The sequence below is a fragment of the Paenibacillus pabuli NBRC 13638 genome, from assembly GCF_001514495.1.
GTDB classification, from domain to species: domain Bacteria; phylum Bacillota; class Bacilli; order Paenibacillales; family Paenibacillaceae; genus Paenibacillus; species Paenibacillus pabuli.
Genome location: NZ_BCNM01000002.1, coordinates 189,881 through 215,224 on the forward strand (window position 1 = coordinate 189,881; position 25,344 = coordinate 215,224).

25 protein-coding genes are annotated in these 25,344 nt (G+C 46.4%); 6 read left to right on the forward strand and 19 right to left on the reverse strand.

The window, feature by feature from the left end; translation table 11 throughout:
* Nucleotides 1–134 precede the first annotated feature (134 nt).
* Complete coding sequence (locus PPA03S_RS04380; RefSeq protein WP_062320234.1) at nucleotides 135–335, reverse strand: hypothetical protein; 201 nt, start codon at nucleotides 333–335, stop codon at nucleotides 135–137.
* Nucleotides 336–606: 271 nt separating this feature from the next.
* Between PPA03S_RS04380 and mnmL the strand changes: the two genes are divergently transcribed.
* The 4 genes from mnmL (at nucleotide 607) to PPA03S_RS04400 (ending at nucleotide 4,448) form a co-directional block, all read left to right on the forward strand.
* Nucleotides 607–1,560 (forward strand): tRNA modification radical SAM protein MnmL/YtqA, encoded by a 954-nt coding sequence (gene mnmL / locus PPA03S_RS04385; protein WP_062320235.1) that lies wholly within the window; start codon nucleotides 607–609, stop codon nucleotides 1,558–1,560.
* Between the two features lies 1 nt (nucleotide 1,561).
* The gene (gene mnmM, locus PPA03S_RS04390; RefSeq protein WP_062320237.1) at nucleotides 1,562–2,149 is read left to right on the forward strand and encodes a tRNA 5-(aminomethyl)-2-thiouridylate-methyltransferase MnmM; all 588 of its coding nucleotides are present in this window, start codon (nucleotides 1,562–1,564) and stop codon (nucleotides 2,147–2,149) included.
* Between the two features lie 268 nt (nucleotides 2,150–2,417).
* On the forward strand, nucleotides 2,418–3,395 hold the full coding sequence (locus PPA03S_RS04395; RefSeq protein WP_062320238.1) for a type I phosphomannose isomerase catalytic subunit: 978 nt from the start codon (nucleotides 2,418–2,420) through the stop codon (nucleotides 3,393–3,395).
* Between the two features lie 75 nt (nucleotides 3,396–3,470).
* Nucleotides 3,471–4,448 (forward strand): alpha/beta fold hydrolase, encoded by a 978-nt coding sequence (locus PPA03S_RS04400; protein ID WP_062320241.1) that lies wholly within the window; start codon nucleotides 3,471–3,473, stop codon nucleotides 4,446–4,448.
* 125 nt (nucleotides 4,449–4,573) lie between these two features.
* Here PPA03S_RS04400 and odhB read toward each other — a convergent pair whose 3' ends face one another.
* From odhB to PPA03S_RS04450, 10 genes are all read right to left on the reverse strand, one after another.
* Nucleotides 4,574–5,848: a 2-oxoglutarate dehydrogenase complex dihydrolipoyllysine-residue succinyltransferase gene (odhB, locus tag PPA03S_RS04405; protein WP_062320243.1), complete on the reverse strand. Its 1,275-nt coding sequence runs from the start codon at nucleotides 5,846–5,848 to the stop codon at nucleotides 4,574–4,576.
* 5 nt (nucleotides 5,849–5,853) lie between these two features.
* Entirely contained in the window at nucleotides 5,854–8,727 is a 2,874-nt protein-coding gene (locus tag PPA03S_RS04410) for a 2-oxoglutarate dehydrogenase E1 component (protein ID WP_062320245.1), read from the reverse strand.
* 606 nt (nucleotides 8,728–9,333) lie between these two features.
* Nucleotides 9,334–12,855, reverse strand: coding sequence for a DUF5704 domain-containing protein (locus PPA03S_RS04415; protein WP_326100149.1), 3,522 nt, complete (start codon nucleotides 12,853–12,855; stop codon nucleotides 9,334–9,336).
* A 150-nt stretch (nucleotides 12,856–13,005) separates the two neighbouring features.
* Nucleotides 13,006–14,289 (reverse strand): S-layer homology domain-containing protein, encoded by a 1,284-nt coding sequence (locus tag PPA03S_RS04420; RefSeq protein WP_439955827.1) that lies wholly within the window; start codon nucleotides 14,287–14,289, stop codon nucleotides 13,006–13,008.
* A 331-nt stretch (nucleotides 14,290–14,620) separates the two neighbouring features.
* The gene (locus tag PPA03S_RS04425) at nucleotides 14,621–15,064 is read right to left on the reverse strand and encodes an NUDIX domain-containing protein (protein ID WP_062320251.1); all 444 of its coding nucleotides are present in this window, start codon (nucleotides 15,062–15,064) and stop codon (nucleotides 14,621–14,623) included.
* A gap of 33 nt (nucleotides 15,065–15,097) precedes the next feature.
* Nucleotides 15,098–15,616: a GNAT family N-acetyltransferase gene (locus PPA03S_RS04430; protein ID WP_062320254.1), complete on the reverse strand. Its 519-nt coding sequence runs from the start codon at nucleotides 15,614–15,616 to the stop codon at nucleotides 15,098–15,100.
* Nucleotides 15,617–15,783: 167 nt separating this feature from the next.
* Nucleotides 15,784–16,206: a GNAT family N-acetyltransferase gene (locus tag PPA03S_RS04435; protein ID WP_326100148.1), complete on the reverse strand. Its 423-nt coding sequence runs from the start codon at nucleotides 16,204–16,206 to the stop codon at nucleotides 15,784–15,786.
* Nucleotides 16,207–16,373: 167 nt separating this feature from the next.
* The gene (locus tag PPA03S_RS04440; RefSeq protein ID WP_062320256.1) at nucleotides 16,374–16,742 is read right to left on the reverse strand and encodes a YybH family protein; all 369 of its coding nucleotides are present in this window, start codon (nucleotides 16,740–16,742) and stop codon (nucleotides 16,374–16,376) included.
* Nucleotides 16,743–16,771: 29 nt separating this feature from the next.
* Nucleotides 16,772–17,281: an 8-oxo-dGTP diphosphatase gene (locus PPA03S_RS04445; RefSeq protein WP_062320258.1), complete on the reverse strand. Its 510-nt coding sequence runs from the start codon at nucleotides 17,279–17,281 to the stop codon at nucleotides 16,772–16,774.
* Between the two features lie 316 nt (nucleotides 17,282–17,597).
* The gene (locus PPA03S_RS04450; protein WP_062320260.1) at nucleotides 17,598–18,383 is read right to left on the reverse strand and encodes a DUF3891 family protein; all 786 of its coding nucleotides are present in this window, start codon (nucleotides 18,381–18,383) and stop codon (nucleotides 17,598–17,600) included.
* A 193-nt stretch (nucleotides 18,384–18,576) separates the two neighbouring features.
* Here PPA03S_RS04450 and coaA point away from each other — a divergent pair, with 193 nt between their 5' ends.
* The gene (coaA, locus tag PPA03S_RS04455) at nucleotides 18,577–19,506 is read left to right on the forward strand and encodes a type I pantothenate kinase (RefSeq protein ID WP_062320262.1); all 930 of its coding nucleotides are present in this window, start codon (nucleotides 18,577–18,579) and stop codon (nucleotides 19,504–19,506) included.
* Between the two features lie 65 nt (nucleotides 19,507–19,571).
* On the forward strand, nucleotides 19,572–19,934 hold the full coding sequence (locus PPA03S_RS04460; protein WP_062320264.1) for a DUF423 domain-containing protein: 363 nt from the start codon (nucleotides 19,572–19,574) through the stop codon (nucleotides 19,932–19,934).
* A 68-nt stretch (nucleotides 19,935–20,002) separates the two neighbouring features.
* Here the strand turns inward: PPA03S_RS04460 and PPA03S_RS04465 are convergent, their stop codons facing one another.
* From PPA03S_RS04465 to PPA03S_RS04500, 8 genes are all read right to left on the reverse strand, one after another.
* Nucleotides 20,003–20,557 carry a histidine phosphatase family protein gene (locus PPA03S_RS04465; protein ID WP_062320266.1) on the reverse strand — a complete coding sequence of 185 codons (555 nt, stop codon included), beginning with the start codon at nucleotides 20,555–20,557 and terminating at the stop codon, nucleotides 20,003–20,005.
* A gap of 30 nt (nucleotides 20,558–20,587) precedes the next feature.
* Nucleotides 20,588–21,373 (reverse strand): glutamate racemase, encoded by a 786-nt coding sequence (gene murI, locus PPA03S_RS04470; protein WP_245683507.1) that lies wholly within the window; start codon nucleotides 21,371–21,373, stop codon nucleotides 20,588–20,590.
* Nucleotides 21,374–21,674: 301 nt separating this feature from the next.
* A complete protein-coding gene (locus PPA03S_RS04475) occupies nucleotides 21,675–22,064 on the reverse strand; it encodes a hypothetical protein (RefSeq protein ID WP_062320270.1) in 390 nt (129 codons plus the stop codon).
* Nucleotides 22,061–22,312, reverse strand: coding sequence for a hypothetical protein (locus PPA03S_RS04480; protein ID WP_062320272.1), 252 nt, complete (start codon nucleotides 22,310–22,312; stop codon nucleotides 22,061–22,063). Before PPA03S_RS04480 ends, PPA03S_RS04475 begins: the two co-directional genes overlap by 4 nt.
* A gap of 23 nt (nucleotides 22,313–22,335) precedes the next feature.
* On the reverse strand, nucleotides 22,336–23,028 hold the full coding sequence (locus PPA03S_RS04485) for a GNAT family N-acetyltransferase (RefSeq protein WP_062320274.1): 693 nt from the start codon (nucleotides 23,026–23,028) through the stop codon (nucleotides 22,336–22,338).
* A gap of 234 nt (nucleotides 23,029–23,262) precedes the next feature.
* Nucleotides 23,263–24,147, reverse strand: a complete 885-nt coding sequence (locus tag PPA03S_RS04490; protein ID WP_062320276.1) for a serine/threonine-protein kinase — start codon at nucleotides 24,145–24,147, stop codon at nucleotides 23,263–23,265.
* Nucleotides 24,144–24,725: a GNAT family N-acetyltransferase gene (locus PPA03S_RS04495; protein ID WP_082704000.1), complete on the reverse strand. Its 582-nt coding sequence runs from the start codon at nucleotides 24,723–24,725 to the stop codon at nucleotides 24,144–24,146. The genes PPA03S_RS04490 and PPA03S_RS04495 overlap by 4 nt, the downstream gene beginning before the upstream one ends.
* Nucleotides 24,718–25,302, reverse strand: a complete 585-nt coding sequence (locus PPA03S_RS04500) for a DJ-1/PfpI family protein (RefSeq protein WP_062320279.1) — start codon at nucleotides 25,300–25,302, stop codon at nucleotides 24,718–24,720. The genes PPA03S_RS04495 and PPA03S_RS04500 overlap by 8 nt, the downstream gene beginning before the upstream one ends.
* Between the last annotated feature and the right edge of the window lie 42 nt (nucleotides 25,303–25,344).

The following is a 25,344-nucleotide window of genomic DNA, read 5'->3' on the forward strand; positions in this document are numbered from 1 at the left end:
CATACTTGTCTCAGAATCATTTTGCCGAAGAACCGGCGAATTGTAAAGAGCAATGAAAAAGGAATCTTCGGATCTGCCACTTTGGGGCAAATCTCAAAGATTCCCTCTTCGATTTATTTGGAATTGGGGTCCAACTACTTTAATAGTTCATAGTCTACCTTATCTTGGTGTGAAAAATCAAATGTCTTTTCGAAAGCATCGCGAACTTTTTGTCTTGCAGCCGCTTTCACTTTCGGATTGCCATTGAAACGAACACCTGTCAAAGCGAGAGCTTCTTCTGCCGTCAGTTCTACAGAAACATGATGAAGATCATTGTTTTTAACTTGGGAATTCATTCATATCACCTCACGGTATAGTATGGTCCATGACGTCAACATTGATTCAAATGCTATGATGAATAGTACCCATTGGATGGTGTCTGACGTTGGTTTAAATATAACATAAGGTGTAAACTATAGCAAGGATAAAACCACCATTCTATGGCCTATTTTTGCGACTAGATTCCCCTTTTTTTGAGTTTTTTGATACAATGGTAAAAGTTCATGAAGCGTTGATTTCGGTAAATTAATAAGCAAGACATCAGGCAGCCAAAGGAGTATCCTTAAGATGAATGCACCTTCACTACAACCTCCTCTTTTATGGGGAGATAAACGATTCCATACATGGAATTATGAAATGAGAGACGAGTTCAACAATAAAGTCTTCAAAGTCATGCTGGACGCCGGATTTACCTGCCCTAACCGTGATGGGTCCATTGCCAAGGGTGGCTGCACGTTCTGCAGCGCTCGTGGATCCGGTGATTTCGCTGGCAGCAGACGTGATGATCTGGTAACCCAATTCAATACGATCCGGGACAAACAGCATCTGAAGTGGCCTACAGCCCATTACATCGGCTACTTTCAAGCCTATACCAACACGTATGCTCCCGTTGAAGAACTGCGTGAATACTTTGAAGAGATTTTGAAGCAGCCCGGGGTCGTCGGTTTGTCCATAGCCACTCGCCCTGACTGTTTACCGGATGACGTCGTGGATTATTTGGCTGAATTAAACGAACGTACCTACCTCTGGGTTGAAATGGGACTGCAAACCATTCACGAGTCCACATCAACTCTAATTAACCGTGCACATGATACCCAATGTTATGAAGAAGCGGTCGCTAAGCTCCGCGAACGGAATATCCGTGTGTGTACACACATCATTTACGGACTGCCGCAGGAAACTCATGAAATGATGCTGGATACCGGACGGGCCGTAGCCCACATGGATGTACAGGGAATCAAGATTCATCTGCTGCACCTGATGCGCAAGACGCCGATGGTGAAGCAGTACGAAGCCGGACTTCTTCGTTTTTTGGAACAAGACGAGTACATTAAGCTAATCGTTGATACGCTGGAGATGCTGCCACCGGAAATGATTGTCCACCGCCTGACAGGTGATGCCCCGCGTGATCTACTCATTGGTCCGATGTGGTCCATGAAAAAATGGGAAGTACTGAATGCTATTGATCGGGAACTGCGGCAGCGGGATTCATGGCAAGGTAAATACTGGAGGGGAGCATAAGATGGGCTTTCTTTCGGTTCTAAGTTGTGCCCATCAGTGGATTTCTTCGCGGCTGCAGCCTGGAGATTTGGCCATTGATGCTACGGTAGGCACTGGTGCGGATACACTGTTTCTGGCACAAAAAGTGGGTAAACGAGGTCAAGTTATTGGTTTTGATATTCAGAGCGAAGCCCTGACATTGGCACAAGCCCGAATTCGCAAACAAGAAGAGGACAGCGCCAAAATGGGCTCCATCTCCCTGCTTCAATTAAGCCACGATCGAATGGCCGAAGCCGTTCCGGAATCATGGCAAAGTGCTGTTGGGGCTGTCATGTTTAACCTCGGCTACCTGCCTTCGGAAGGTGCTGACGCCTCCATTATTACTCAAACGAACAGTACCCTTGCTGCACTCGAGGCCGCACTGGGCTTGCTTAAGCCGCGGGGTATTATTACCGTTGTCCTGTACCCGGGCCATGAAGGAGGCTCTCAGGAGGCGGAAGCGGTATTGGAGTGGGCATCTGCTCTGCCTGTAGAGCAAGCACAAGTAGTAATGTATCGCCAATTGCAGCGAGAAGCTTCACCTTTTCTGATCGGTATTGAGAAAAAATAATTTCCTTTAGTACACAAATGCAATAAACTAAACACAATCGCAGCTAAGAAACATGTGTTCCATTTATGCGATTTGTGTACTACATAAAGATGTGCAACCGTATTCACCCTTTTCAAGAGCATATTGCATCAATCCATAGAGCGTTATTCAATCTCTTACGCCCCAAGCGAGTTTTAATTGAATGAGCAATATGCTGAATTCATGCCGCTGCGCGGTTATGACTGATTAAAGCGATCCACCATTTCATATACTAGAGGAGAGATTAGGAATGCCTACGCCATATCCACTGCAATTTCAACCAGAGTTTAAAGAACGTGTATGGGGAGGTCGCGCACTGGAGCAATTCGGCCTGACACCGCCTGAAGGACATATTGGAGAAGGTTGGATGATTGCGGATCATCCCAATGGTACAACCAAAGTATTAAATGGAGCACTTGCTGGCAAAGGACTTGATGAAGTTCGTGAACAATTCGGCACAGCATGGCTCGGAACCAAAGGTGTCTCGGAAAAAGGCGGACGATTCCCGCTTCTGATCAAATTGCTCGACTGTAACGATGATCTGTCCGTACAGGTTCATCCAACGGATGATTACGAAGCTCTTCCTCCTGGCGAACTTGGCAAAACGGAAATGTGGTACGTACTGGATGCCAAACCAGGAGCGCACATCATCTACGGTTTGAATGAAGGCGTTGATCGCGCAGTGCTGAAGGAAGCTCTGGAGAATGGTACCGTTATGGATACCCTTCGTCAAGTTCCTGTGGAAGCAGGCGATACATTCTTTATCCCTGCCGGGACCGTACATGCTCTCTGTGCCGGTGTAGTCGTCGCTGAGATTCAGCAAAACTCGGATACAACGTACCGGATTTACGACTACAATCGTCCAGGTCTGGATGGCAAACCACGCGAACTGCATGTTGAAGATTCATTGAATGTAACCGCTTATGAGGGTGCTGGAGCCACAACAATGAAAACCAGTAACGCGACGCCAGGTGAATGGCTGAAGCTGGCCGAATGTCCTTATTTTGTCGTGGAAAAAGGGATCGTCACGAATCGCTGGGAGCTCTCCACAAGTGCCGAAAGCTTCACTATCCTTGTGGTCTGTGAAGGCAGCGGGACGCTGGAATGGGACAATGCTGAATCGGAAAGTATTGAACTGAAGGCCGGACAATGCTACTTATTACCTGCCAATCTGGGCGCTTATACACTGGATGGCAACACTACGGTTCTACGCTCTTACTTGCCATAATCGATTGATGTTCTTCTAAAATGGTTAGTTCTCAGTAATGGCTTTAATGTGACCTGTGAAGGAGGATGACATGAGATGCAGGAATCTACCTTTGGCCTGATTGGCAATGAAGGTACCCGTATTCATGTGTACCGCTGGCTTCCCGATCCGGAATGTAATATCAAGGGTGTGGTCCAGATTGCACATGGCATGAGTGAGACCGCTGCCCGGTATGCAGAATTTGCCGAATATCTCACCAGGCACGGCTATGCGGTCTATGCTAATGATCATCGTGGTCATGGCAAAACGGCAGAAAACCCGGATATGCTGGGCAATGCAGGCGAGGATGCCTTCCGCTGGATGGCGAGTGACATGATGAATCTGGGGGAGGCTGCCGCTAAAGAAAACCCGGATGTGCCTCTCTTTCTGATGGGACACAGCATGGGGTCGTTTTTGGTGCAGCATCTAATGTACGCCGGCCATGAGCGCTATCATGCATTTATTTTGTCCGGTACCAATGGCAAACGCGGTCTTCTCCATATTGGAGAGAGACTTGCCTTCTTGCAGTGTGGCATTCAAGGGGCTGCGCATCCAAGTATGCTGCTCAATGCACTCGTATTCGGCGGATTCAACCGCTCCTTCCGTCCGGCAAAAACACCCTTTGATTGGCTATCTCGGGACCCCGAGGAGGTCAAACGGTTTATCGATGACCCTCTATGCGGAGCCGTCTGCTCCGCAGGGTTTTTCCATGACTTTTTCAAACTGCTGCTCGAAATTCACATGCCACGCAATATGAAACGCATTCCCAAGGATAAACCTGTATATCTTTTTTCAGGTGAACAGGACCCGGTTGGTCTTCACGGAAAAGGCGTCCTAAACCTGGTCTCCCAATATCGGGAGCTTCAGCTTGAGGATATTGAATACCGCCTCTATCCGGGCGGACGGCATGAAATGCTGCATGAGACGAATCGAACTGAAGTTGCCGAGCACGTCGTGGAATGGCTGGAAAGACATATGCCTGATCTTAATGTCCATTATTCCATGATAAATGCGGAAAGCGCTGATCTCGTATAATGTGATGCGAACGCGCATACAATGATGAAAAAAGCCTCTGAACATGGTGAACAGCGCAAGCTGCTAACCCGTTCAGAGGCTTTTATTTTTATTATAAGATGGCAATTAAATGTTATGGGTAAGGATTACCCCTCGATCAGCAAAGACTCTGGATCTTCAAGTAATTCTTTCACCGTCACGAGGAAACGTACTGCTTCGCTTCCATCGATAATGCGGTGATCGTATGACAGGGCGATATACATCATTGGACGGTTCTCCATCCGCTCTGCATCAATCGCTACTGGACGAAGCTGGATTTTGTGCATACCCAGAATTCCCACCTGAGGTGTATTCAAAATGGGTGTAGACAACAGGGAACCAAACGTTCCGCCATTGGTAATGGTGAATGTTCCTCCTTGAAGATCAGACAACGCCAGTGTGTTGGAACGAGCTTTGGACGCCAGGTCCGCAATGCTCTTCTCGATCTCAGCGAAGCCCAAACGGTCCGCATCCCGTACAACCGGTACGACAAGGCCTTCTTTGGCAGATACGGCGATACCAATATCATAGTACTTTTTGAGTACTACGTCTTCGCCATCAATCTCCGCGTTGATGGTTGGGAACTTTTTCAAAGCCCCTACAACCGCTTTGGTGAAGAAGGACATGAAGCCGAGATTGATTTCGTGTTTCTCTTTGAACTTGTCCTTACGGCGTTTACGAACATCCATAATTGCCGTCATATCCACTTCGTTAAACGTAGTCAACATTGCTGCGGTCTGCTGCGCTTCTACCAGGCGTTTCGCAATGGTTGCACGACGGCGGGACATACGTTGACGCTCTACTGGTTTGGTATACGTGGAACCTCCAGATGCCGGAGCACTAGGTGATGCCGCAGGAGCTTTGGCAGGGGGCGCTGAAGGAGCGGCTGCCTGAGTAGTGTGAGACTTCACATCATCCTGATACACCCGTCCAATCGGATCCTTGCTCTGTACCTGATCCAGCTCGATGCCACGCTCACGCGCAAGTTTACGTGCAGACGGTGAAGCTGTTTTAGAACTATCCGAAGAATCCGCTGCTGCCGCAACGGGTGCTGGTGGTGGTGTTGGAGCTTCCGGTGCAGGCACAGACGCTTGTTTTTGCTCCGTCGCTGCTGGTTGGGAAGCGGACGCGCCGCTTCCTCCTCCGGCTCCGGCCGAGAGTGTTCCGATCGTTTCACCGATCTCTACAGTCTCGCCTTCCTGGCGAATAATTTTCTCAAGTACACCGCTCTCTTCAGCACTGATCTCAATATTTACTTTATCCGTTTCAAGCTCCAGAAGAACATCACCCTGATTAACGGTATCTCCTTCTTTGACCATCCATCTGGATACAGTTCCTTCCGTTATTGACTCACCCATTGCAGGTACTTTAATTTCACTCACAGCTGTTACCTCCCCAGTGGAATATTATTCTTCGTCGTTTGCTTCAACGCGGCTGTAATAATCTGTTGCTGTTCCATGCCATGCACCAATTGATAACCGCTGGAAGGACTCGCATGTTCCGGGCGACCTTCGTATTTAACGGCTGTGCCTGCTGGCGCGATCTCACGAAGACGAGGCTCCATGTATGTCCAGGCACCCATGTTTTTGTTTTCTTCCTGTACCCATACCAGCTCTTTCAACTTGCTGAAACGAGCGAGTACGCGCTTGATTTCTTCCGCCGGGAACGGATACAGCTGCTCAACACGAATGATGTGTAACCAGGACCAATCTGCTTTATCTTTCTCAAAAGCATCTTCCAGATCGATGGCAATTTTACCACTGCACAATATAATGCGCTCTACGCGATCCGGTTTTGTGCCCAATCCCGCCTGCTCCAGCACGGGTTCAAACTTGCCTTCACTGAACTCTGTTGCAGGTGATGCAACACGAGGATTACGAATGAGACTTTTCGGTGACATCATCACAAGCGGACGTGCATCTTCCGTTTCAGTCAATGAAGCCTGACGACGAAGCAGATGGAAATATTGCGATGCACTCGTCAAGTTCGCAACGGTCATATTATCTTCTGCACAAAGTTGCAGGAAACGTTCCAGTCGAGCACTTGTATGCTCAGGTCCCTGTCCTTCGTTAGCATGCGGAAGCAACATAACCAGGCTGGATTTTTGAGACCATTTGGCACGACCCGCAGATACGAATTGGTCAAAAATAACCTGTGCACAGTTGGCAAAATCTCCGAATTGCGCTTCCCAGATGACAAGCGTATCTGGCGAATAGACGTTATATCCGTATTCGAAACCAACAACGGACTCTTCCGACAGCGGACTGTTGTAGATCGCAAAGGACGCTCTTGCCTGCGGCAGATGATGCAGCGGGCAGAATTTCGCTCCATTTTCCGAATCATGCAGCACTAGATTCCGATGGGCAAACGTGGCACGTTCTGCATCCTGTCCACTAATCCGGATCGGTTTGCCATCCGCAAGAATTGTTGCGAAAGCAAGTGTCTCTGCAAGACTCCAGTCTACCTTCTCGCCTTCATTCAGAGACGTGCTTCTACGCTGCAAAATGCGCTGCAACTTCGGATACACATTAAAATTTTCTGGCCATTTCAGCAAGTCTGCGTTAATTGCACGCAGATTCTCCAGTGGTACGGCAGTTGGAATAATCGAAACCGCTTCTGGTTCGCTAATCTGACGCTGGTAATATTCATGTACCTCATTATTCTTCATCTGCTCATATGCTTCTTTTAAGCGGTTCGTCACAGCTTCACGGATGCTGTTGATGGAAGCATCATCGATAACGGATTCCTCTTTCAGATGATCCTGATACAAGTGACTAACCGTTGGATGAGCTTTTACTTTGTCATACACTGTCGGCTGTGTTGTCTCCGGATCATCCGTTTCGTTATGACCATAACGACGGTAACCGATCAGGTCAATCAGGAAGTCCTTTTTAAACCGATTACGGTATTCTGCTGCCATACGAATGGCTGCGATACATGCGTCCGGATTGTCTGCATTGACATGCACAATCGGAATCTCATACCCTTTGGCAAGGTCACTCGCATAATACGTTGACCGTGAATCGCTGCTGTCTGTTGTGAATCCGAGACGGTTGTTCACGATAATATGAATTGTGCCGCCATTTTGGTAACCAGGCAATGCTTTGAAATTGAGCGTTTCGGCTACGATACCTTCCCCAGGGAAGGCCGCGTCACCATGCATCAGAATCGTTGCAGCTTTGGTAACATCCTGCTTCGGATAACCCGGATCACGGCGGTCATCCTGTGCTGCACGTGCAAAGCCCTGTACAACCGGGTTGACATATTCCAGGTGACTCGGGTTATTGGCAAGGGTAAGACGCGCTTGCACGGTTTCACCGTCTTTTACATAGCGGTTTGCACCCAGATGATATTTGACATCCCCCGTCCAGCCGTAATTGATTCCTGTTGAACCTTCGGAAGGAACCAAATCCTTGTTCGGAGAATGATGGAATTCAGAGAAAATTTTGCTGTATGGCTTGCCCAGTACATGAGCAAGTACGTTCAATCGGCCACGGTGAGCCATCCCCATCAGAATATGACTGGAACCTGCATGTGCCATAATTCGAACTGCTTCATCGAGCATAGGGACAAGCACGTCGTTACCTTCTATAGAGAAGCGTTTTTGCCCGACAAATGTTTTGTGAAGGAAATCTTCAAATTGCTCCACTTCAACCAAACGTTCCAGCAAAGCTTTACGCTCTTCTGGATTAAGCGGTGCCGGCGAAGTACGAGATTCTGCACGGCGGTTCAACCACTCTCTCTCATGAACTTCATGCACATGGCTGAATTCATAAGCAATAGGACCTGTATATATTTGCCGCAGGCGCTGGATGGCATCCAATCCTGTTACCGTCTGTCCATCTGCACCTTCCCAGATCAGGGAAGCCGGCAGAGCTTTCAAATCTTCTTCATTCAATTCAAAGTGCTTCGGTTCAAGTAAAGAAGTATCTGAATCTTCACTGATTCCGAGTGGATCAATATCGGCCGCAAGGTGACCATAGGTTCGAATATTCATAACCAGCTTCCCTGCTGTAACCGCTTTCTGTAATAATTGAATATCCACGCTTCCGGAAGCCTTTTGGGCGTTGCCAGAATACGAGGCTGTATGTGCATCCCTGCCAGACATCGGCGGAGCACCCCATTGTTCAAATAATTCCCGATAAGCTGGTGTCACTGCACCCGGATCTTGGGAATATAATTCATATTGTTCCTGTACGTATCCCATATTGGGGCCATAGTAACTTTCCCAGGGTTTCTTGTTGCCTTCCTCGATCGTCATCGACGTTCCCTCCGTCTTGATTTAGTCATAAGTTTTTGACGGAAATCATTGACTAAGCCGTAATTTGCGTTCGTTCAACATTTTAAGCTAAATTTTTCATGAAGTCCAATAATCGTGCTGTTGGTGGTAGTAACGTTGTTCCGACGCTCCCGTCAAGGTTTGTCTGCGTTTTCAAAATCATAGTTATACGATGATTGTATATACCGTCGCACAGATGTCGAATACTGTCCTTATCCGTTCGAAGGTTACACCTTCCTCAACGTTATCCATTGAAGTCCGTGTTCTAATATCTATTCTATAAACTTTTGCGCTCAGGAGCATTTCCTATTTTTAGTCCAATCGATGCATAAATTAGATGAATCGAATAATTGGAACATTTCAGGTGCAAAAAATACTCTCTCTGTAGCCTCCTTTCCTTAGAATTGTGGTCTATTATGGACAAAAACAAACCGTCAAGATAAATATTAACCATTTGGCATGGTATTCAACAAAAAAATGGGCGTAGACAGCGTTTTCAATATATTCAGCAAAAAGCCGCCTATAAATGCCTATAAGCATCCGGGCGGCTTCTTTTTGACGTGGTTTATTTAGACTGACAGACTTTTATTAATGTGGCACCTGGGACTGAAAATCGTTCCGGCTGGACTGATCTGCGTGATAAAAGACCACATCGCCATCCTTCAGGGGCCAAGTTCTGCCTTGACTGTCTACTGGGAGATTGTTGAAACCTTCCAGCTGCCACTGATTCATCAGTGGCGCATAAATATATTGGAGGTGTGGAGCTTCTGTATTCCCATCCCGAAGCGTTTCGATATTAAAATTGACCACGATATATCCTTCCTTCAGAAATGCAGAAGCCTTTTCATCCAGTTTATTTTGTCTGGCGAGCGATTCGAGATCGGTTCCTTTTGGCACAGCGTATACATCTGCAGGCAGGCTGTATTCTCCGTACCAACGCTGGATCGCCGCATTCGCTCGGTCCACACTAACACCAGTAGGAATGTCTGTCTTTGGTCCAATCAGTGTACGAATGGAAGCGGGCAGGATCATCCAATCGTAGCGACCTACCCACGTTTTCTGGTGAGAGGTTTGATCTACAAGCTTAATCATATAATCAGAGAGCGAAATCTGGTTGCGTTCATCGGAGGGCAGTTCATAAGTGTACTGGTAACGCGCGGTATCCCCCAATTCCATACCGGGTACATTACGTAACCTTGAGTTCAGGACAACAAACCGTTTCTCTGAATCCTGCTCCGATCCGATCCGAATAAGTCGCTCTTGCCCACGGTGGTAGTATAGATCGACTTCCTGTCTGGAAGAGCCATCTTCGCTCACAAAATAAAACGTTGGTGTAATTCGAACACCATCCTGTTTGCCAAACATATTGCCTTTTGTTTTCAGGTTGAACTTGATATGGTAACCCGTTTTCACCGCAACATTACTGAAACCCTGTACAGGATGGCTGCCTGGGCGAACTGGTAACACAAACGGTGCCAGATTTCCTCGCGGATCACCATCAATACGGTTAAGTCCTGTCCAGTAACTCACCCCTGTCGGCTCTGAACTCCCCAGCTGCTTGCGGAACACGTTCTCCCAATTATAATCGGCGATATCCGTAACGTGAAAATCATACAATCGCCCAATAACCTCCACCGGAACCGTATCTGCCGCAGCATGATGGGTCAGATTCGTGTTGGCATCCTGCTGTTCGGTGAATGTAGAAGGAGCATTTTCCCCAATATTGCGAAATTCAATTCGGTAATGTCCTTCATCCACCCATACTGGAAGGTAGAAAACGGTATCCAGTTGGTTGACCGGGATGTCTACCCAGGTCTTGGCTGGAATGAACTGACTTCTATCGGCGTTATAGACATCAAAGGGAAAACGAACCTGCTTGATGCGAAAATACTTGGCATAGTCCCTATTGCCATAACCCGGGTAACTGGTTACATCCAGATGCTGCCCTGAGGTCGGGATGCGTACGATAAACGGCCGTTCCAGAATAAGTGCCGAACTGGTCGGATCAGGCACTGTTTTCTGGTTATGCGGCTGATCATCAGACACCCATGCGTAGTTAACGACAGGCGTATGCACCGTAACAGCATTGATCCCTTGAATAGAAAACTTCTGATCCTGACCCCCTTTAATGTTGCCAGGAATCAAACCATATGCGATCTCGCCCGTTGTCGGTTGGTCCGCTTTGTTGACCAGTGTATTCTGAATCGTTAAACGATTTTGGTACAGCACACTGTCACCGATCATGTCAGGCAGCGGGATTGTCCCAGGTCGCGGAGCAGTCTTATCCACTGGAGCAGGATCCATCACAGTGGCTCCATTAAACACTACCTTGTCATTATTTACAGTGTTCTCCTTGACTTCAGTCTCCGCTTTGGATTGGAACATTGACGTTTCAACAGGTGTAGTCGGTTCAGTGGAACCGCCCGGAACCGTTTCAGTTCCAAGATCGATTTCTTTGCAAGGTGCAGGTTTCACATGTGCGGTAACGGCATCATCATTAGCCGATTGTAAGGTCGGCGGCGTATATCCGTTTGGAGTAAGTGTAACTGTACCACCATAGCCACCAAGTGCATAATTAGAAATTGTAGCTTGACTGAGCTTGTATACTTCCAAATTGTCAATTTGCCAGTAACTATATTGTCGTGTAACCTGCATTGGTTTTTCCACAGGAACATCGATTTCCATAGGTTTTGGAGGTGTGCCTGGGTCATTCGGTCCTGTCGAGGCTCTGCCCGGGATCGTCCATGTTTTGTGATACTTCTTTTTTACATTGACCGTATAAGTCACTGTTCCCGTCATGTTCACCCAACTGTGCTGAAATAAGTATCCTTTAGCCATGACATGTGCATAGAGATCTTCAGACGTCGGGATGCCTCGGGTGACATCGAACTTCTCAGATCCCCGATCATCAGCTTTCAGCACGCCCCGGACGGAAGGGTCCATGACAGCCGATTCGATCAACGCTCCTTTATTAGGTGGGCTGATGGTCACGGGGCAACCCACAACACCACTCCCGTTCCCTGGATCAGTTCCCCCGTTTCCTGTGCAATCCTTTACATCTAATACCTGCGTTCCTTGCTCGCTCAACTGCTGGGCAGGGTCCATAAATCGCGCGGTGATGGTGGTGCTGCCGACGATACCTTTGATCGTCATTTTCCCATCGGCACCTATGGTCGCTACTGCTGGATTAGAGCTTTGCCAGGTCAATTTGGGATGAGCGGTAAGCTCATGAACAGAAAGATCTGACTTAGTCAGGATCGCTTTGGCTTGCAGCGTTGTAGCTGTGTCTCCTTTACAGGCGTTTGGCAGGTTCACAATGAGTCCCGGTTCGGACTTAACCGTAATATCAGCAGTATCCGAGATGAGGTATGTACCGTTGTTCCAGATGGCTCGTACAAAAGCAGTACCCGGCTTTTCAGCCTTAATGATCCCTGTTTTTGGTTCAATACTCACAATACTCGGATCGGATGACCACCAGGTGGTCTCAGCTTCGCGCCGACTTACGTCAATGCCTTCACTAAATTGAGCTGCTCCATAGTTCTTCGTTTTAACTTTGGCTACCATTTGTTTGGTTTCTCCAACCGTTAGGGTGGAATCTGGGGTTACGTCAATCTCCTTTTCTTCATATATCTTTCCTTCCCAGAAAATATCAACTGGCGTGTAGTACACAACTGAAAACTTTGGTTTATTTCCAGGTCGAGTTCCGAATTGTTCACGCTTTGTATAGGCATATCCTTTTCCAGTATAAGTATTTATATCTGCATTATTTATACTTGTTACATTTGGATGACCAATACCTTCGTAACTTCTGGAATCCTGATATTTAACTCCTTCTGGTGTGGGTTTAAGTTTTATGTCAGTGACCATCTCGGGTTCAATTGCCACTCCCCTGTAAGGATTCCAACTCTCCGCAGGCCAACGACTCATATCTACACTATCTGGAATTGGGGTTTTAACCGGATAAGCATCTGAGTCAGTTCCACCATTAGCGACAATTTTGTAAGTTCCATTGTAATCAGCTCGAAATTCTCCCGAATCCAGTTGATACCAATAAACACCTGGAGTTCCTTCAGTCTTGAGAGCATCCACTGTCACAGCGGGGCCTTTCATTGATTTTGGACCATAGGGATCACTCAGAGCGTATGAAAAGTTTGCTGAAAAAGATAAATGAAGGATTGTCATAAAAATAAATGTTAGCGATACGATTATTATATTTATCCCCTTAATTTTCTTCATTCTAGAATCCAACTATAGCAACCACTAGTTATAAATTTGAACTTTAATTCCAGCGTCATTTTTAATTAGATATCCTCCCTTTTTATCCAAGGTATGCGAAGACCAGAATCTCATTGGTGAATTTTTTTCAAAAGGAACACTGTTATCATGAGAAATTGTTGTAAAGCCTCTATCTTTACCAAAGGTTGTGTCCACTAGACTTTGGATAGGCAAAGCTATATTCTCATTTGAACGATATAACGTCATTAAATCTGCATTTTCATTTTTTGATGTGAATGTCATTTCAGTAAAAGTCACAAATCTATCTGTTTCGTGCTTCGCTAGTTTATTAATAAACAGCGAAGCGTAAAGACCTTTTGGCTTACTTCCTCTTGTATCCACTACAATAAATCTGTGGTACTTCACAACACCAACATTGTTTTTCAATGTGTACTCGGTGTTAACGATAACTGCAAAGCTACCTTTGATATATTTATAGTTTGAAACAGTCGTTAAATTCGTTCCCGTCGTGCCAACCTCACGCATTTCATTCAGATCACTGTACTTCCCTGCATCCGTACCTTCTACATCCATATAACGCAGCAAAATGGCAGACACTTCGGCTCGCGTTGTTGGATCAGCAGGCTTCAAGGCACCATCCTCAAATCCACCGACAATGCCAGTCCCGCGAACAAGTGCAAGATAAGGAATTTGTTCTGCACGAATTGTTCCCCGATTCACTTCAGGGGTAGGTAGCAGTGTATTTTGGGTATCGTCAAAAGCATCCTGGAAACTGGTTCCCGACTTGATCAGTCCGTTCGCAATCCATTTCATCATCTCGTAGCGTGTCAGCTCGGCATTGGGATTGAATCCTTTGGGATAATCATTAGTGTTAATGAAGCCTTGACCGACCAACTGTGTCACAGCTGATTCAGACCAGTGTCCCTTGAGATCAGCAAAAGGATTCTCGCCTTGTACCTTTTCCAAGCTGGTTGCACGGCTGAGAAGTGCAGCATACTCACCACGGGTGATTTTGGCATTGGGGCGGAACGTACCGTCCTGGTAGCCGGAAATCAGATTTTTATCATAGGCTTTGACAATTGTAGCTTGCGCCCAGTGCCCTTTGATATCTTTGAACTTCGTAAGTGCAGAAGCCGTTGTGCCCGCTCCACTCGTGCTTGTAGCAGCATCCACAGTAGACATCAGACCCACGGTTCCAGTAGTCAGCAGCGTTCCTGCCAGCAAAGCCGTCGTCAACAATCCGACTATCAACACGTTTCTTTTTGACTTCCTACCATCTAATCTCATCTGTTTCTTCAATCTACTCACTCTCCTATGTACCTTAGTATGGGGCAAACTTCTGCTTCATCAGCACTCTACTACTCTTCAATTCAAAACCTAAATTTGTCATAATCATCAATATTCTACCATGCAAATCTAGGCTATTGGTATTATTTTTCAGCCATCCCCATCACTACAAGGCATGCAACCTCCCCTTCCAAAGACCCAATTCATCCCTAAAAACACAAAAAAAGGCCACGAATCCGCAGATTCATAGCCTTATGCTTTAAGGTGTCAGTCTTATTCAGTTGAAAAAATTGTAATCTATCTATCACAGAATAAACGATTCTGTTCCATTTGACCAGTCCTAAAATTCAAATCAAAGTAGGTTTCTATTAAAATTGTTAATCATATACTGTGCAAATGGCGTCAACGATAACGCTCCGACCTCTTCCATAGTACACCATTTTGCACCCAGTGAATCTTCGCCATCCGGTTGCCTTTTGATCTCATAAGGCCGACTTTCACTTGTCAAATATACATCGTATAGAATTCCAATATGGTGCAGCTCTTCCGGCTCGCCTTCGTAAACCCACTCCAATACGTTCGATTCCGCAGAATGAATCACCAATTGTAGATCGGAAAGGCCCGTCTCCTCTTCAATCTCACGATGTAAGGCGGTCTCCGGTTGCTCACCAAACTCCAACCTTCCTCCAGGTAAATCCCATCTCCCCATATAGGCTCCTCTTGCCTTATGAACTAACAGAAATTTTTGCTCCCAAGTGACTAAACCGTATACCCCCATGTGTGTGTACCGATCCATTTAAAGGTTCTTCCTCTCATCTGTAAGATGCGTTCATTTCTTGTTCTCCTCTGCCACGGTATCCAGGTCCAGAGCCAAACGGATCATATCAACGCAGCGAATGCCATCTTCTATAATCTCTTCTTCATAATGTTTCACAAAGAAATCCCGATCGACCCCTATAATGCGAAAACCGCAGCGTTGATACAGCTTCAACTGATGAAAACTCGAGTTGCCTGTCCCAATTTCTACCGTTCGACCACCGAGCCTGCGTGCTGCTTCTATCGCTTCCTTGATCATGTGTTTGCCAACGCCCTGCCCCTGTAATTCCTCCTGTACGGCAATATTTACAATCTCTACTGTCTCTGGACGTGTTTTCAACAAAACAAACTCTCCCACCATTTCTCCTTCGTACTCAGCGATAAAACAAACACCGCGACTCAGATATTCGTCAACTATGGCTTTGGACGGATCAGCCATCAGTAAAAGTTCATAAGGTTTTTCTTCTTCCCAGTCCAAAATCCGGAACGACAATTTCACACCAATCTCCACCTTTTCCTCGTACATATTCATTTACGCCCCGTTTGCAGAAGCCTATGTATGGCTAGTTCACCAAATATATAACAACCTTCCGTATATAAATGTTTGGGTCTGAATTCATATTTTTCTCTTTTTATAACCTCGGGCTACTGCGGAACGATTTTTATTTTTTATTTCAACCATCTAGTTCACCAAATCTATTAGCTACTCACCGCTCCGGATTGATTTTGATAATGACGAATCACCATACCAGATGCTTTCTGCATGCCCTGTCTCTCATAGAACCCCTGAAGTTCGTTATCGCACAAAAGATCAATCATGTAGAGATCACCCAGGCGATTAAACATACGCTTGATGAGATCTGTTCCGATCCCTTTGCCCTGATACTCTGGCAGCACCTCCAATAATGGAATAAATGCACTAAGAACTCCATCGGAAATCGCCTGAATAAAGCCCACCACATTTCCGGTTTCTTCATCAACAGCCAATTCGACAGCATAGGATTGTTCCAGCAGCTTCAGAAAAGTAGTATTAGACGGAGGGTTGGGCCAACCTTCGAAAAAATTCCCGCTAAGTTGGTCTACACCTACCCCCTCCAGCGATTCACGAAATGTAATCTCCATAATAGAAAGTCATCTCCTTTTTAAAAGTAAACTTCATTATATCATAATATCTGGATATAAATATATAGAATTGGATGATAAAATATGAGACTTGCATCAAATAGAAGCCTCATTTATTAGCTTTATTAAAATAAACTGATCCAAAAACGCACGTCCTGTTCCTCACGTTAACTCCCCGTACTTAAATGTTCATGGATTAATTTCCATTCTCCGTTGATGCCTGCAACAAAAACATTGGTAGCCCGACCTTTTCCAGAAGCCGGCTCCCCTTGAACCATTCCTTTCCAGTGATAGGTATAAATACAGACCGCCTGCTCTTCGCCAGTCGTAATCCACGTTACATCTTCTGCACGATATACCTCATCCTGAACTGTCTTCCAAGCGTTTTCAAAATAAGCCCGAATTTCGTTAAGCGTAGTACAAGACGTTCCGGTAAACCAATATACGGCATCCGGTGATAACCATTTGCTTACCTCATCAAACTGATGTGTATTGGTCGCTGCAATGTATCCTTCCAGTGCATGCTGGTAGCCCATAATTTCTTCCGCCTCCTGACTGTTTTGAATTATTTGATTTCACTCTGTTCAAGAACCGAATCGCTATACACCATAAACGTCTCTTTCAGTGTACGTCCGGTCGATTTCTCCCAGATCACACTCCGCTCAAACGTACCTGCTTGAAAAAATCGCGGGAAACGTTCTGCAAACCAATCCTGCATGGGCAGCTCAAGCGCCTGTCCTAAAGACACCCACAACAGTTCGCCTTCCGGTGGCTCGTTCAATAGCTCTCCCTCATAAGAAGTAGCCACGTAGTTGAAAACCATATAACGCAATCCTTGCTCCGGATCACAAAATTCATCAAGACCTTTGTATGTAATTTCTTTCACCACAAGTCCTGTTTCCTCTTTAACTTCTCGCACTGCACCATCCACGATACTTTCCGGAAAATCAACTTTCCCTCCAGGAGCAATATATCCCGGAAATCCTTTGTGATCCGGTCGATTCATTAACAGGACCTTATCTTTACGCTTGTCCCATACCATGCACATCGTTAATATTTCAGTTCGGTTGTTCATGTTTATCCTCCCAGTTGCCTTATACAAAACCTAATCCCTTGCAATTCACACATATTCACTACGACGACAGAAGAACCTTCCGATCGCTTTTATCGCCAGGTTTTCTGTCCTGTTCCGTTCTTGTGTAATCGTGGAATTAAGCTTATATGCTTCGTTGTACACTAACAATTCTTGTACGTAGACAGATTCTCCTGCTGCAAATTCAATTACGATATAAACGCATACGAAAGACGGACACCGGAAATATTTCGGAGGCCCGCCTCTTTATGATGTATGCAATGTTTTGTTTATGAACCGAATATCAAATATGCGATACTCAGCTCATGCCTGTAATTAACACCCGGCGCTCTTTCCACTCCGCACGGCGATACGCCTGCAGCATACCGAATTTACGGATACTCGCTTTCGGCACCGATTTGTAAGGCATACTAACTGTAAAGTCCTCGTCAAACGGCACAAAGGATATCCCTACTTTCTCGTTCGAGAGCCATTCCGCCCGAATCGGCTGTCTTGAACATGCATCGAAGGTACACCCGAGTCCATCGGCAAAGAAATCATACCGTGCGGCAGGTGTCCCAGGTTCCTCCATACAGAGAAAGAGACTCAGCTGATCACAAAAAAGCATGATTTCCACATCACTTTTCAGCCTTTGTTTCAATGTCTCACGATCACCAAGCTGCTGTTCCCAGCTTAACTGCTGCTCCCGTTCAATGTTCAGATACTCCCTGATGTCTTCATCATCATGCTCATTCACACCCAAATTGTTCTGAAACAACTCGGTGTACATCATGCTGCATAACAACCCGGCGTACAGGTTTTTCTCCCGTACTTCTTCAATGCCTTTACGGTAAAATACAAATCGTGGACGCAGCGGAAAATCACGAAACGAATACGGTGTCTGACTATAATCATTCCAGAATGGAGCGGCATCCAGTTCAATCCATCCTCGGTCATGCTCTCTTGCAGCAAGAATCAATTCTTCCCGATGCGCTGCATCGGCGAGCAACTCCGTTTTCCAATGGGAAGCCATTTCTCCGGCTGCTAGTCCATGCTCATGCTGTGCGGTCAAAACAAAATCATGCTCTCTCTCATATACGATCATTTGCTGTCACCCTTCCGCATGGTATACGTTGACTTTAACATAAATTGGTTTAAACTTTCCTATTAGTTGCTTTTCATTCAACTTTCAGGGAATATACTAAGGTACCCTCAATGTAAAGATGTTGTCAGTTCCCTGAAATTTGGTACACTAAAGATTGTGCCAACATAACATTACATACAGAAAGCGGGATCTCATGAATTTATACTCTCCTTACATCGAGTTTAACCGCAAGGAATGGGCTGACTTGAAGGAACATCAGACCACTCTTCCACTAACGGAAGCGGAATTGGAACAGCTAAAGGGATTAAATGAAGAGGTATCCATTCAAGAAGTCGAGGATATTTATCTACCTCTTACCCACTTTATTGACTTATATGCAAGAGCTTCGCGAGAGCTGAATCGATTAACGGCCTCTTTTATAAAAAAAGAAGCACCTCCCGCTCCCTACATCATTGGTATTGGGGGAAGTGTTGCCGTGGGCAAAAGCACAACGGCCCGTCTGCTTCAGGCTATGCTTTCCAGAGGCAAGGGACATCCCAAGGTGGATCTGGTCACCACAGATGGCTTCCTGTATCCCAATGCTGTGCTGCAAGAGAAAGGCATCATGAACCGGAAGGGATTCCCGGAAAGTTATGATATCAAATCCCTCATTCAATTCATGGGTGACGTCAAATCAGGCAAACCGGAAGTCATGGCTCCCGTTTACTCCCATCTTGCCTACGATGTCATTGCTGGTGAGGAGAAGGCCATCTGTCAGCCCGATATCCTCATTATCGAAGGAATTAACGTGCTCCAGGTCAAGAAGGAAACCCCGCTGCTCGTCAGTGACTTTTTTGACTTCTCCATCTATATCGATGCCGAGGAGGATCATATACGCCACTGGTACATTGAGCGTTTCAAACTGCTCCGCAATACAGCGTTTCAGAATACGAATTCCTTTTTCCACAGTCGTTTTGCCAATCTGGAAGAAGAAGAAGCTGTACTTATGGCAAGTCAGATCTGGAAAGATATCAATGCCAAAAACCTGCACGAAAATATCTTGCCAACCAAAGGACGGGCCCGACTGATTTTGAAAAAGGAAGCCGATCATTCCATTCAGCGTATCCAATTGCGCAAACTGTAATCGTAACAACAAACGCTGACATCCGGCTGTACTGCTTAATACCCAAATAAAAGGAGACAAGACACATGCAGACCCTGATTATACTCGGAAGTATCATGATGTTTCTTGCTGTTGCCCTCGGCGCCTTTGGTGCACATGCGCTCAAGCGCAGAATGTCTGCTGACATGATCAAAATATACGAGACCGGCGTCCAGTATCACCTAGTTCACGGACTAGGGATCATCCTGCTCGGACTGCTCGCCGATCGACAGGATCAGGCTTCTCTCGTTTTGCTCGCCGGATGGCTGTTATTTGCCGGTATTCTCCTATTCTCGGGCAGCCTGTACGTACTGAGCGTTACAGGTGTCCGTAAACTGGGAGCCATCACACCTCTTGGCGGAGTAGCATTCCTGGCGGGATGGGTCATGTTAATCATTGCCGTATTGTAGACCATAATTGTATACGGAAGAGAGTGTTCTAGCCGATCATCACTGTCGCTGGAGCACTCTCTTTCATTTTAATCTGGCCATATACGGCGAATGCTGTAGGAGGAGGTTTCATCCCCAGGCTGTTTTTTCAAGACATATACATCAGGGTTGGTGAAATTTTTCCACGCTTCGAATCCAAAGGATGCATCGTAACTGCGAAGCAAAAGGGATAACATATTGCCATGTGTAATCACCGCAGCAGTACGCTCCGATCGGTTCCATAGCTCCCCTAACACCTCAAGTCCCCGCATGGTAGCGAAACGCGTAGACTCCCCCCCTTCTTCCGTCCAATCCTCGTCGGTATATGTACGTTCGAGCACATCCATCCAGTTGTCCAGATGAAGGGTACTCAGAACCCTCTCCTGAAGACGTTCATCCGTATGTATATGTTGAAGGGCGGCTCTGCCCAGTGGTGCTGCGGTCTGTAGGGCCCTTCTCCACGGACTCGACACGATGTACTCGATATGGTGCGCTGCCAGCATCTCAGCAAGTTCTTCAGCCTGACGAAGTCCCTCGTCTGTAAGCCTGGCTTCCGGCTCTTGTCCTGTGGCTTTGGCGTGACGAATAAGATAAACAGACTCCATAGCCGTTTACCTCACCTCCTCTCGTTTAGCTTACAAGGAATGTTGTAACTCCAAATAACGGAGCGCGATGCTCATGTTTTCCAAGTCTTGTGTACGACCAGACGAACTCAGAAATGTAATTTGCTGTGCTGTATTCGCACCCGTCTGATTGCCTAATCCAAGAAGCTGCTTCACACGGTTAACCGTACCCGTACTGCCATCAATAATTTGGATATGATCAGGCAGAACTGACCGAAGAATGGAGGTGTAGAACGGATAATGTGTGCAGCCCAGTACAACTGTACCGTATAAATCCAGATCAAGATCAGCGAGCTTAAGACGGAAATATGCTGCAATCTTCTGCGGGTCAAAATCCAGCTGCTCACACCACTCCACGAGCTCAGGCAGCGGAATGGAATCCACGCTGTGATGATCATCCACTCGGGATACCAATTCATTATATTTCTTTTGGCTCAAGGTCAGGGCTGTAGCAAATACGAGTACCCTTTTGCCGCTTTTTCGATTCATTTCCACTGCCGGTTTCACAGCAGGTTCCATCCCGATGACAGGGATATCGTACTTGGCCCGCAAATCCTTCACGGCCAGACTCGTTGCTGTATTACAGGCTATTACGATCGCTTGCACATTTTCCTGAACAATAGCCTCCACGCAGTTGAAAATATGTCCTCTAACCTCATCCGCAGACTTGGTGCCATAAGGAACATGCAGTGTATCTGCATAATACAGAAACTGTTCTTCAGGGAATTGATGCAAAGCCTTATGCAAGACGGTTAAACCACCGATTCCCGAGTCAAAAAATGCAATTTTCTTCTTCAAGGGTTTCACCTCTATAACGTGTATTCTTTCGGGTTCCTGGAACCTCTCATTCCTGCTCATGATGACTGGAGGTGAGTTATGTTATTCCGGATCATCACAGACGTTAACGCTTGACGACCCGCGGTGATCGTTTCGGTTACGGATCGTTCTTCCGATCGCTGTTGTCTCCAAATTTTTTGATAAATTTTATAAATGTGCAAATTCGGAGACAAAGGCGAACGCTACCGCTTCTTCAGAATCGATTCCGTTCCCTCCACTACTTCCGCTGTAAATCATACACAATGATGATGAGTCATTATCATTATTCTACATTCATTTTATACTGTCTGAGCCAGTCTTTGCCACTTTGCCAATCCTCCACGGGATTACGCTCTCCGAGCAGCTCGGTACTTGCCTGAGCCATAAGCCATTCTTTAAGGCCATTATCTGCACTGGACTCCAGCTGCTGAATCAGGATGTTCAGCCCATCTTCCCCCGTATTTATGATCTGCTCCCACGCTGCTGGGTTGTCAGCGATATAATCATTAGGGTTACTGCTTATCATGCTTCCAGGCTCGCTCACGATCTGTTGAAGACTGCTCTCAACCTCCCACGCTGCGTCCTGACTCCCCGCTTGATTGGGGCATGCTGCAAGCATCCATGCAGCTGTACATAGCACCAATGTGCCGCTAACCATCCATTTGCGAATCATTGCATCACTCCTGTTCCCCGTTCAGAATAAGCTCCCATTTCTCTCGCGTAATTACCGGAACGCTCAAACTCTTGTACAGCATGTGCAATAAACTCCGCAAAGCTATGATCATAATTATACTCATCCCGATAGATACGGATATGCGCTTCAATGACATATTGCAGGTCCTTTTCTACAAAAGTCCTAATCATATGCAGCAACTCCCACTTTGTTGCCGGGTATCCACTCAGCGTATTAACGTTTTTCATTAAGCATACATAACTTCATCCTTTTATGGTGTTGTCGTGATGCTGAAATCCACACCAAACTGGATTAAACCCAGCTTCCGGGCAACTGCCTGTGAAGCTACATTATCCCATGATGTACTGTAGAGCGGAATTCGCCCACTCTCTTTAACATGATGCTGCCAGCATTTTACCGCCTCCGCTGCATACCCCTGACCTCTGAAATCAGGGGCCGTATACAGACTTGCCTCAGCCCCCTGTGTGGATACACGAGCTGAACAACATACAGCGACAGCCGAACCCTCAATGACATAAGCGGCAACGGGCATTTTTGCAGACAGATGCTCCATTAAATCAGGAAAATGTTCTGCCAGCTGAAAGGCACGATGACGATCAATAAGCTGAACATTTGGATGCCATTCGCCACACTTCTCGGGAAATGCGTACGCCGGACCCATCCACACACTCTGCACTGGCTTAAACGTCTCCACCATCCGAATCAATTTCGGAATATCAAGCGGAAGACCGGATTCACAGCCTAGTTCCTCGATCAGATTGATCGGTAACTGCTCGTGATAATAGGAGCATTGCCCGGCAGAAGTTATTCCAATAAATAAGGCTGGAGCCTGGCCGCCATCCGCTTCGTTAATGCTTAACAGACGTTTCCGATCGTCCATCGTATACAATGTATCTGCCTGTATTTGCATCAGACCCAGGGGTGAAATGTTAGATAGATTCATAATTACGGAATGAGCCTCTGCAATAATTGTTCGCCTACCCTTCTTTTTCCAGCTTCATAGTGTTTCTGAAATTCAGATACTACTCCTGACATCGAATAATTGCACATGGCCAAGCACCCCCTCATTAATTTCCATTATACGGTATATTTCGTGCAGATACGAATCCAATGTGCACAATTGCGTATGGGTAATATACGTGAGGATTTTACGTATCAGACAACGATCCAATATAGCTTATTTATTCTGCAGCACAGCTTTTTTCCATGCAGCACCTAATTCAGCAACCGACTCATATCGCTGAGTTCGTTCTGGATTAACCGCACGAACAACCACCTGATATAATGCTTCTCCGGCATCCCATCTGGCATACGAACGATCCAGCTCTCCACCAAGCAATGAGAAAGCCATCGCTCCCATATTGAACACATTCGTTAGTCCATCAATCGGCGCACCCAACTCAAATTCCTCAGGAGACATAAAGCGGGATGAACCCCACATCCGTCCCATCGTATTCGTGAAAGAGCCTTTTCGATACAAATCAATATCGCATATTTTCATCGTTTGTTTGTCAAAATCATAGATCAGACTGCCATCGTAAAAATCAACGGCCACATACCCTCTCCGCTGCACTTCGATGTGGAAATCCAAAATCTGCTCCATCGCCTGAATGCGCGTCTTTACCGGAAGTTGTCTGAATCGATAATAGGGGGAACGAGGGTCCTCATATTTGGCTGGCGGTGGATAATCCCAGTGGGAATGCAAACATTCCCCTTCCACCCAATCAAATACACAGACGTAGCCATGTTCTGTTGTAAAATGATCTTTTAACTGAATCAATGTGTCATGTGTCAAATCTTCGTATATCGAAACGGATGCTTTCAGATGATGAATCGCTTCGGCAGGCGTTCCTGTACTATTGGCATGGATTGTGCGTGCTCCCGCGTATTTCACGAATTTCCGCTCTCCGTCCTGACCCAGAACACCAAAGGACAAATTGCCGGAATCCTGCTGATCAAACACCCGAAATACGGTACCCATGCGCACGATCCACTCGAATGAATGAGGTTCTTTTAACTCAAAGGAAATGCCGTCAAGTTCAAGTTGAACCGTGTCGGTCATATGTCGCCACCCGCCTCAACATGCTCACCGCTGACATTCAAACGATCAGCATAGAAGTACGTCATATGAGCCTCATCGTAACCCTTCCCCTGAACGACCAGTGCATTACGCTCAATGCCATAGGTCTCAAATCCATACTGCTCATACAATCGCCTTGCTGACTTGTTTGTGGTAACCACACTGAGATTGATTTGCTCTATGCCTTCCAGTCCTCTGCCCCGATCCAATACTTCGCGGAGCAATCGGGAAGCAAGTCCACATCCACGATATGGCGGTGAGACATAGACTCCCCAGATGTATCCTTTGTGCCTCAGTTTAAGTCCCTGTTCTCTTTTGAATCCCATCGTTCCTGCGAGGATGCCTTCTTCTGTATACGCCCCCAGAATGTAATCATCAGCTTCATTATGTATACGTTCCTGCACTTCATTCATGGGAAGCTGAATCGACATTTCAAAGGAAGCCCCGAAGGCTTCCGGATGATTTTTCAGCGCTTCCAGCCGCAAAGGCCAATACTGTTCTGCCTCATCTCTGCGTATATTACGAAGAATGAACACGTTCTCCTTTGGACCTTCATTCATTCTCAACCACTCCCTGCATTTCATAAGGATAATCGATCTGCAGCTTCACGTTCGCTGCGGCTTCCTCGCCTGCAAGCAAACCTACGACATAGACCCCCAGATCAATGGACGTCGCTACCCCTCCAGCTGTAATCACATTTCCGTCTTTCACAATCCGGGTTTGAATCACCTCGGCAACGTATGGCTCAAGCAGATTATAGACATTGGGATGCGTCGTTGCTTTTTTACCTGTTAAAAACCCCGCCGCCCCCATCAGCAGAGAGCCTGTGCACACCGACACTTTCAGCGAAACATTCTCGGCCTGCCTCAGCCAGCCTATGAAAGCCTCATCAAACCGAAGCTTTCGGGTTCCCATGCCACCAGGCACAAAAACGAGATCATATTCCGCCAAATTGGGCTTCACCCGGTCCACCTTCAACGTTAGGCCTGATTCGTCCGTAACCTGACCTGTCATCGCACATGTTTCCCACGTCGTGCCTTTGGTTTGTTCAAAGTAATTCAACCGATTGATCACATCATAAAATCCTGCAAAATCGAGGAAAGTCAGACCATCAAACAAAACAAAAGCGATTTTCATATGGAAACTCCTCCAGTGTTATTAGTTGAAGATTCATTGATA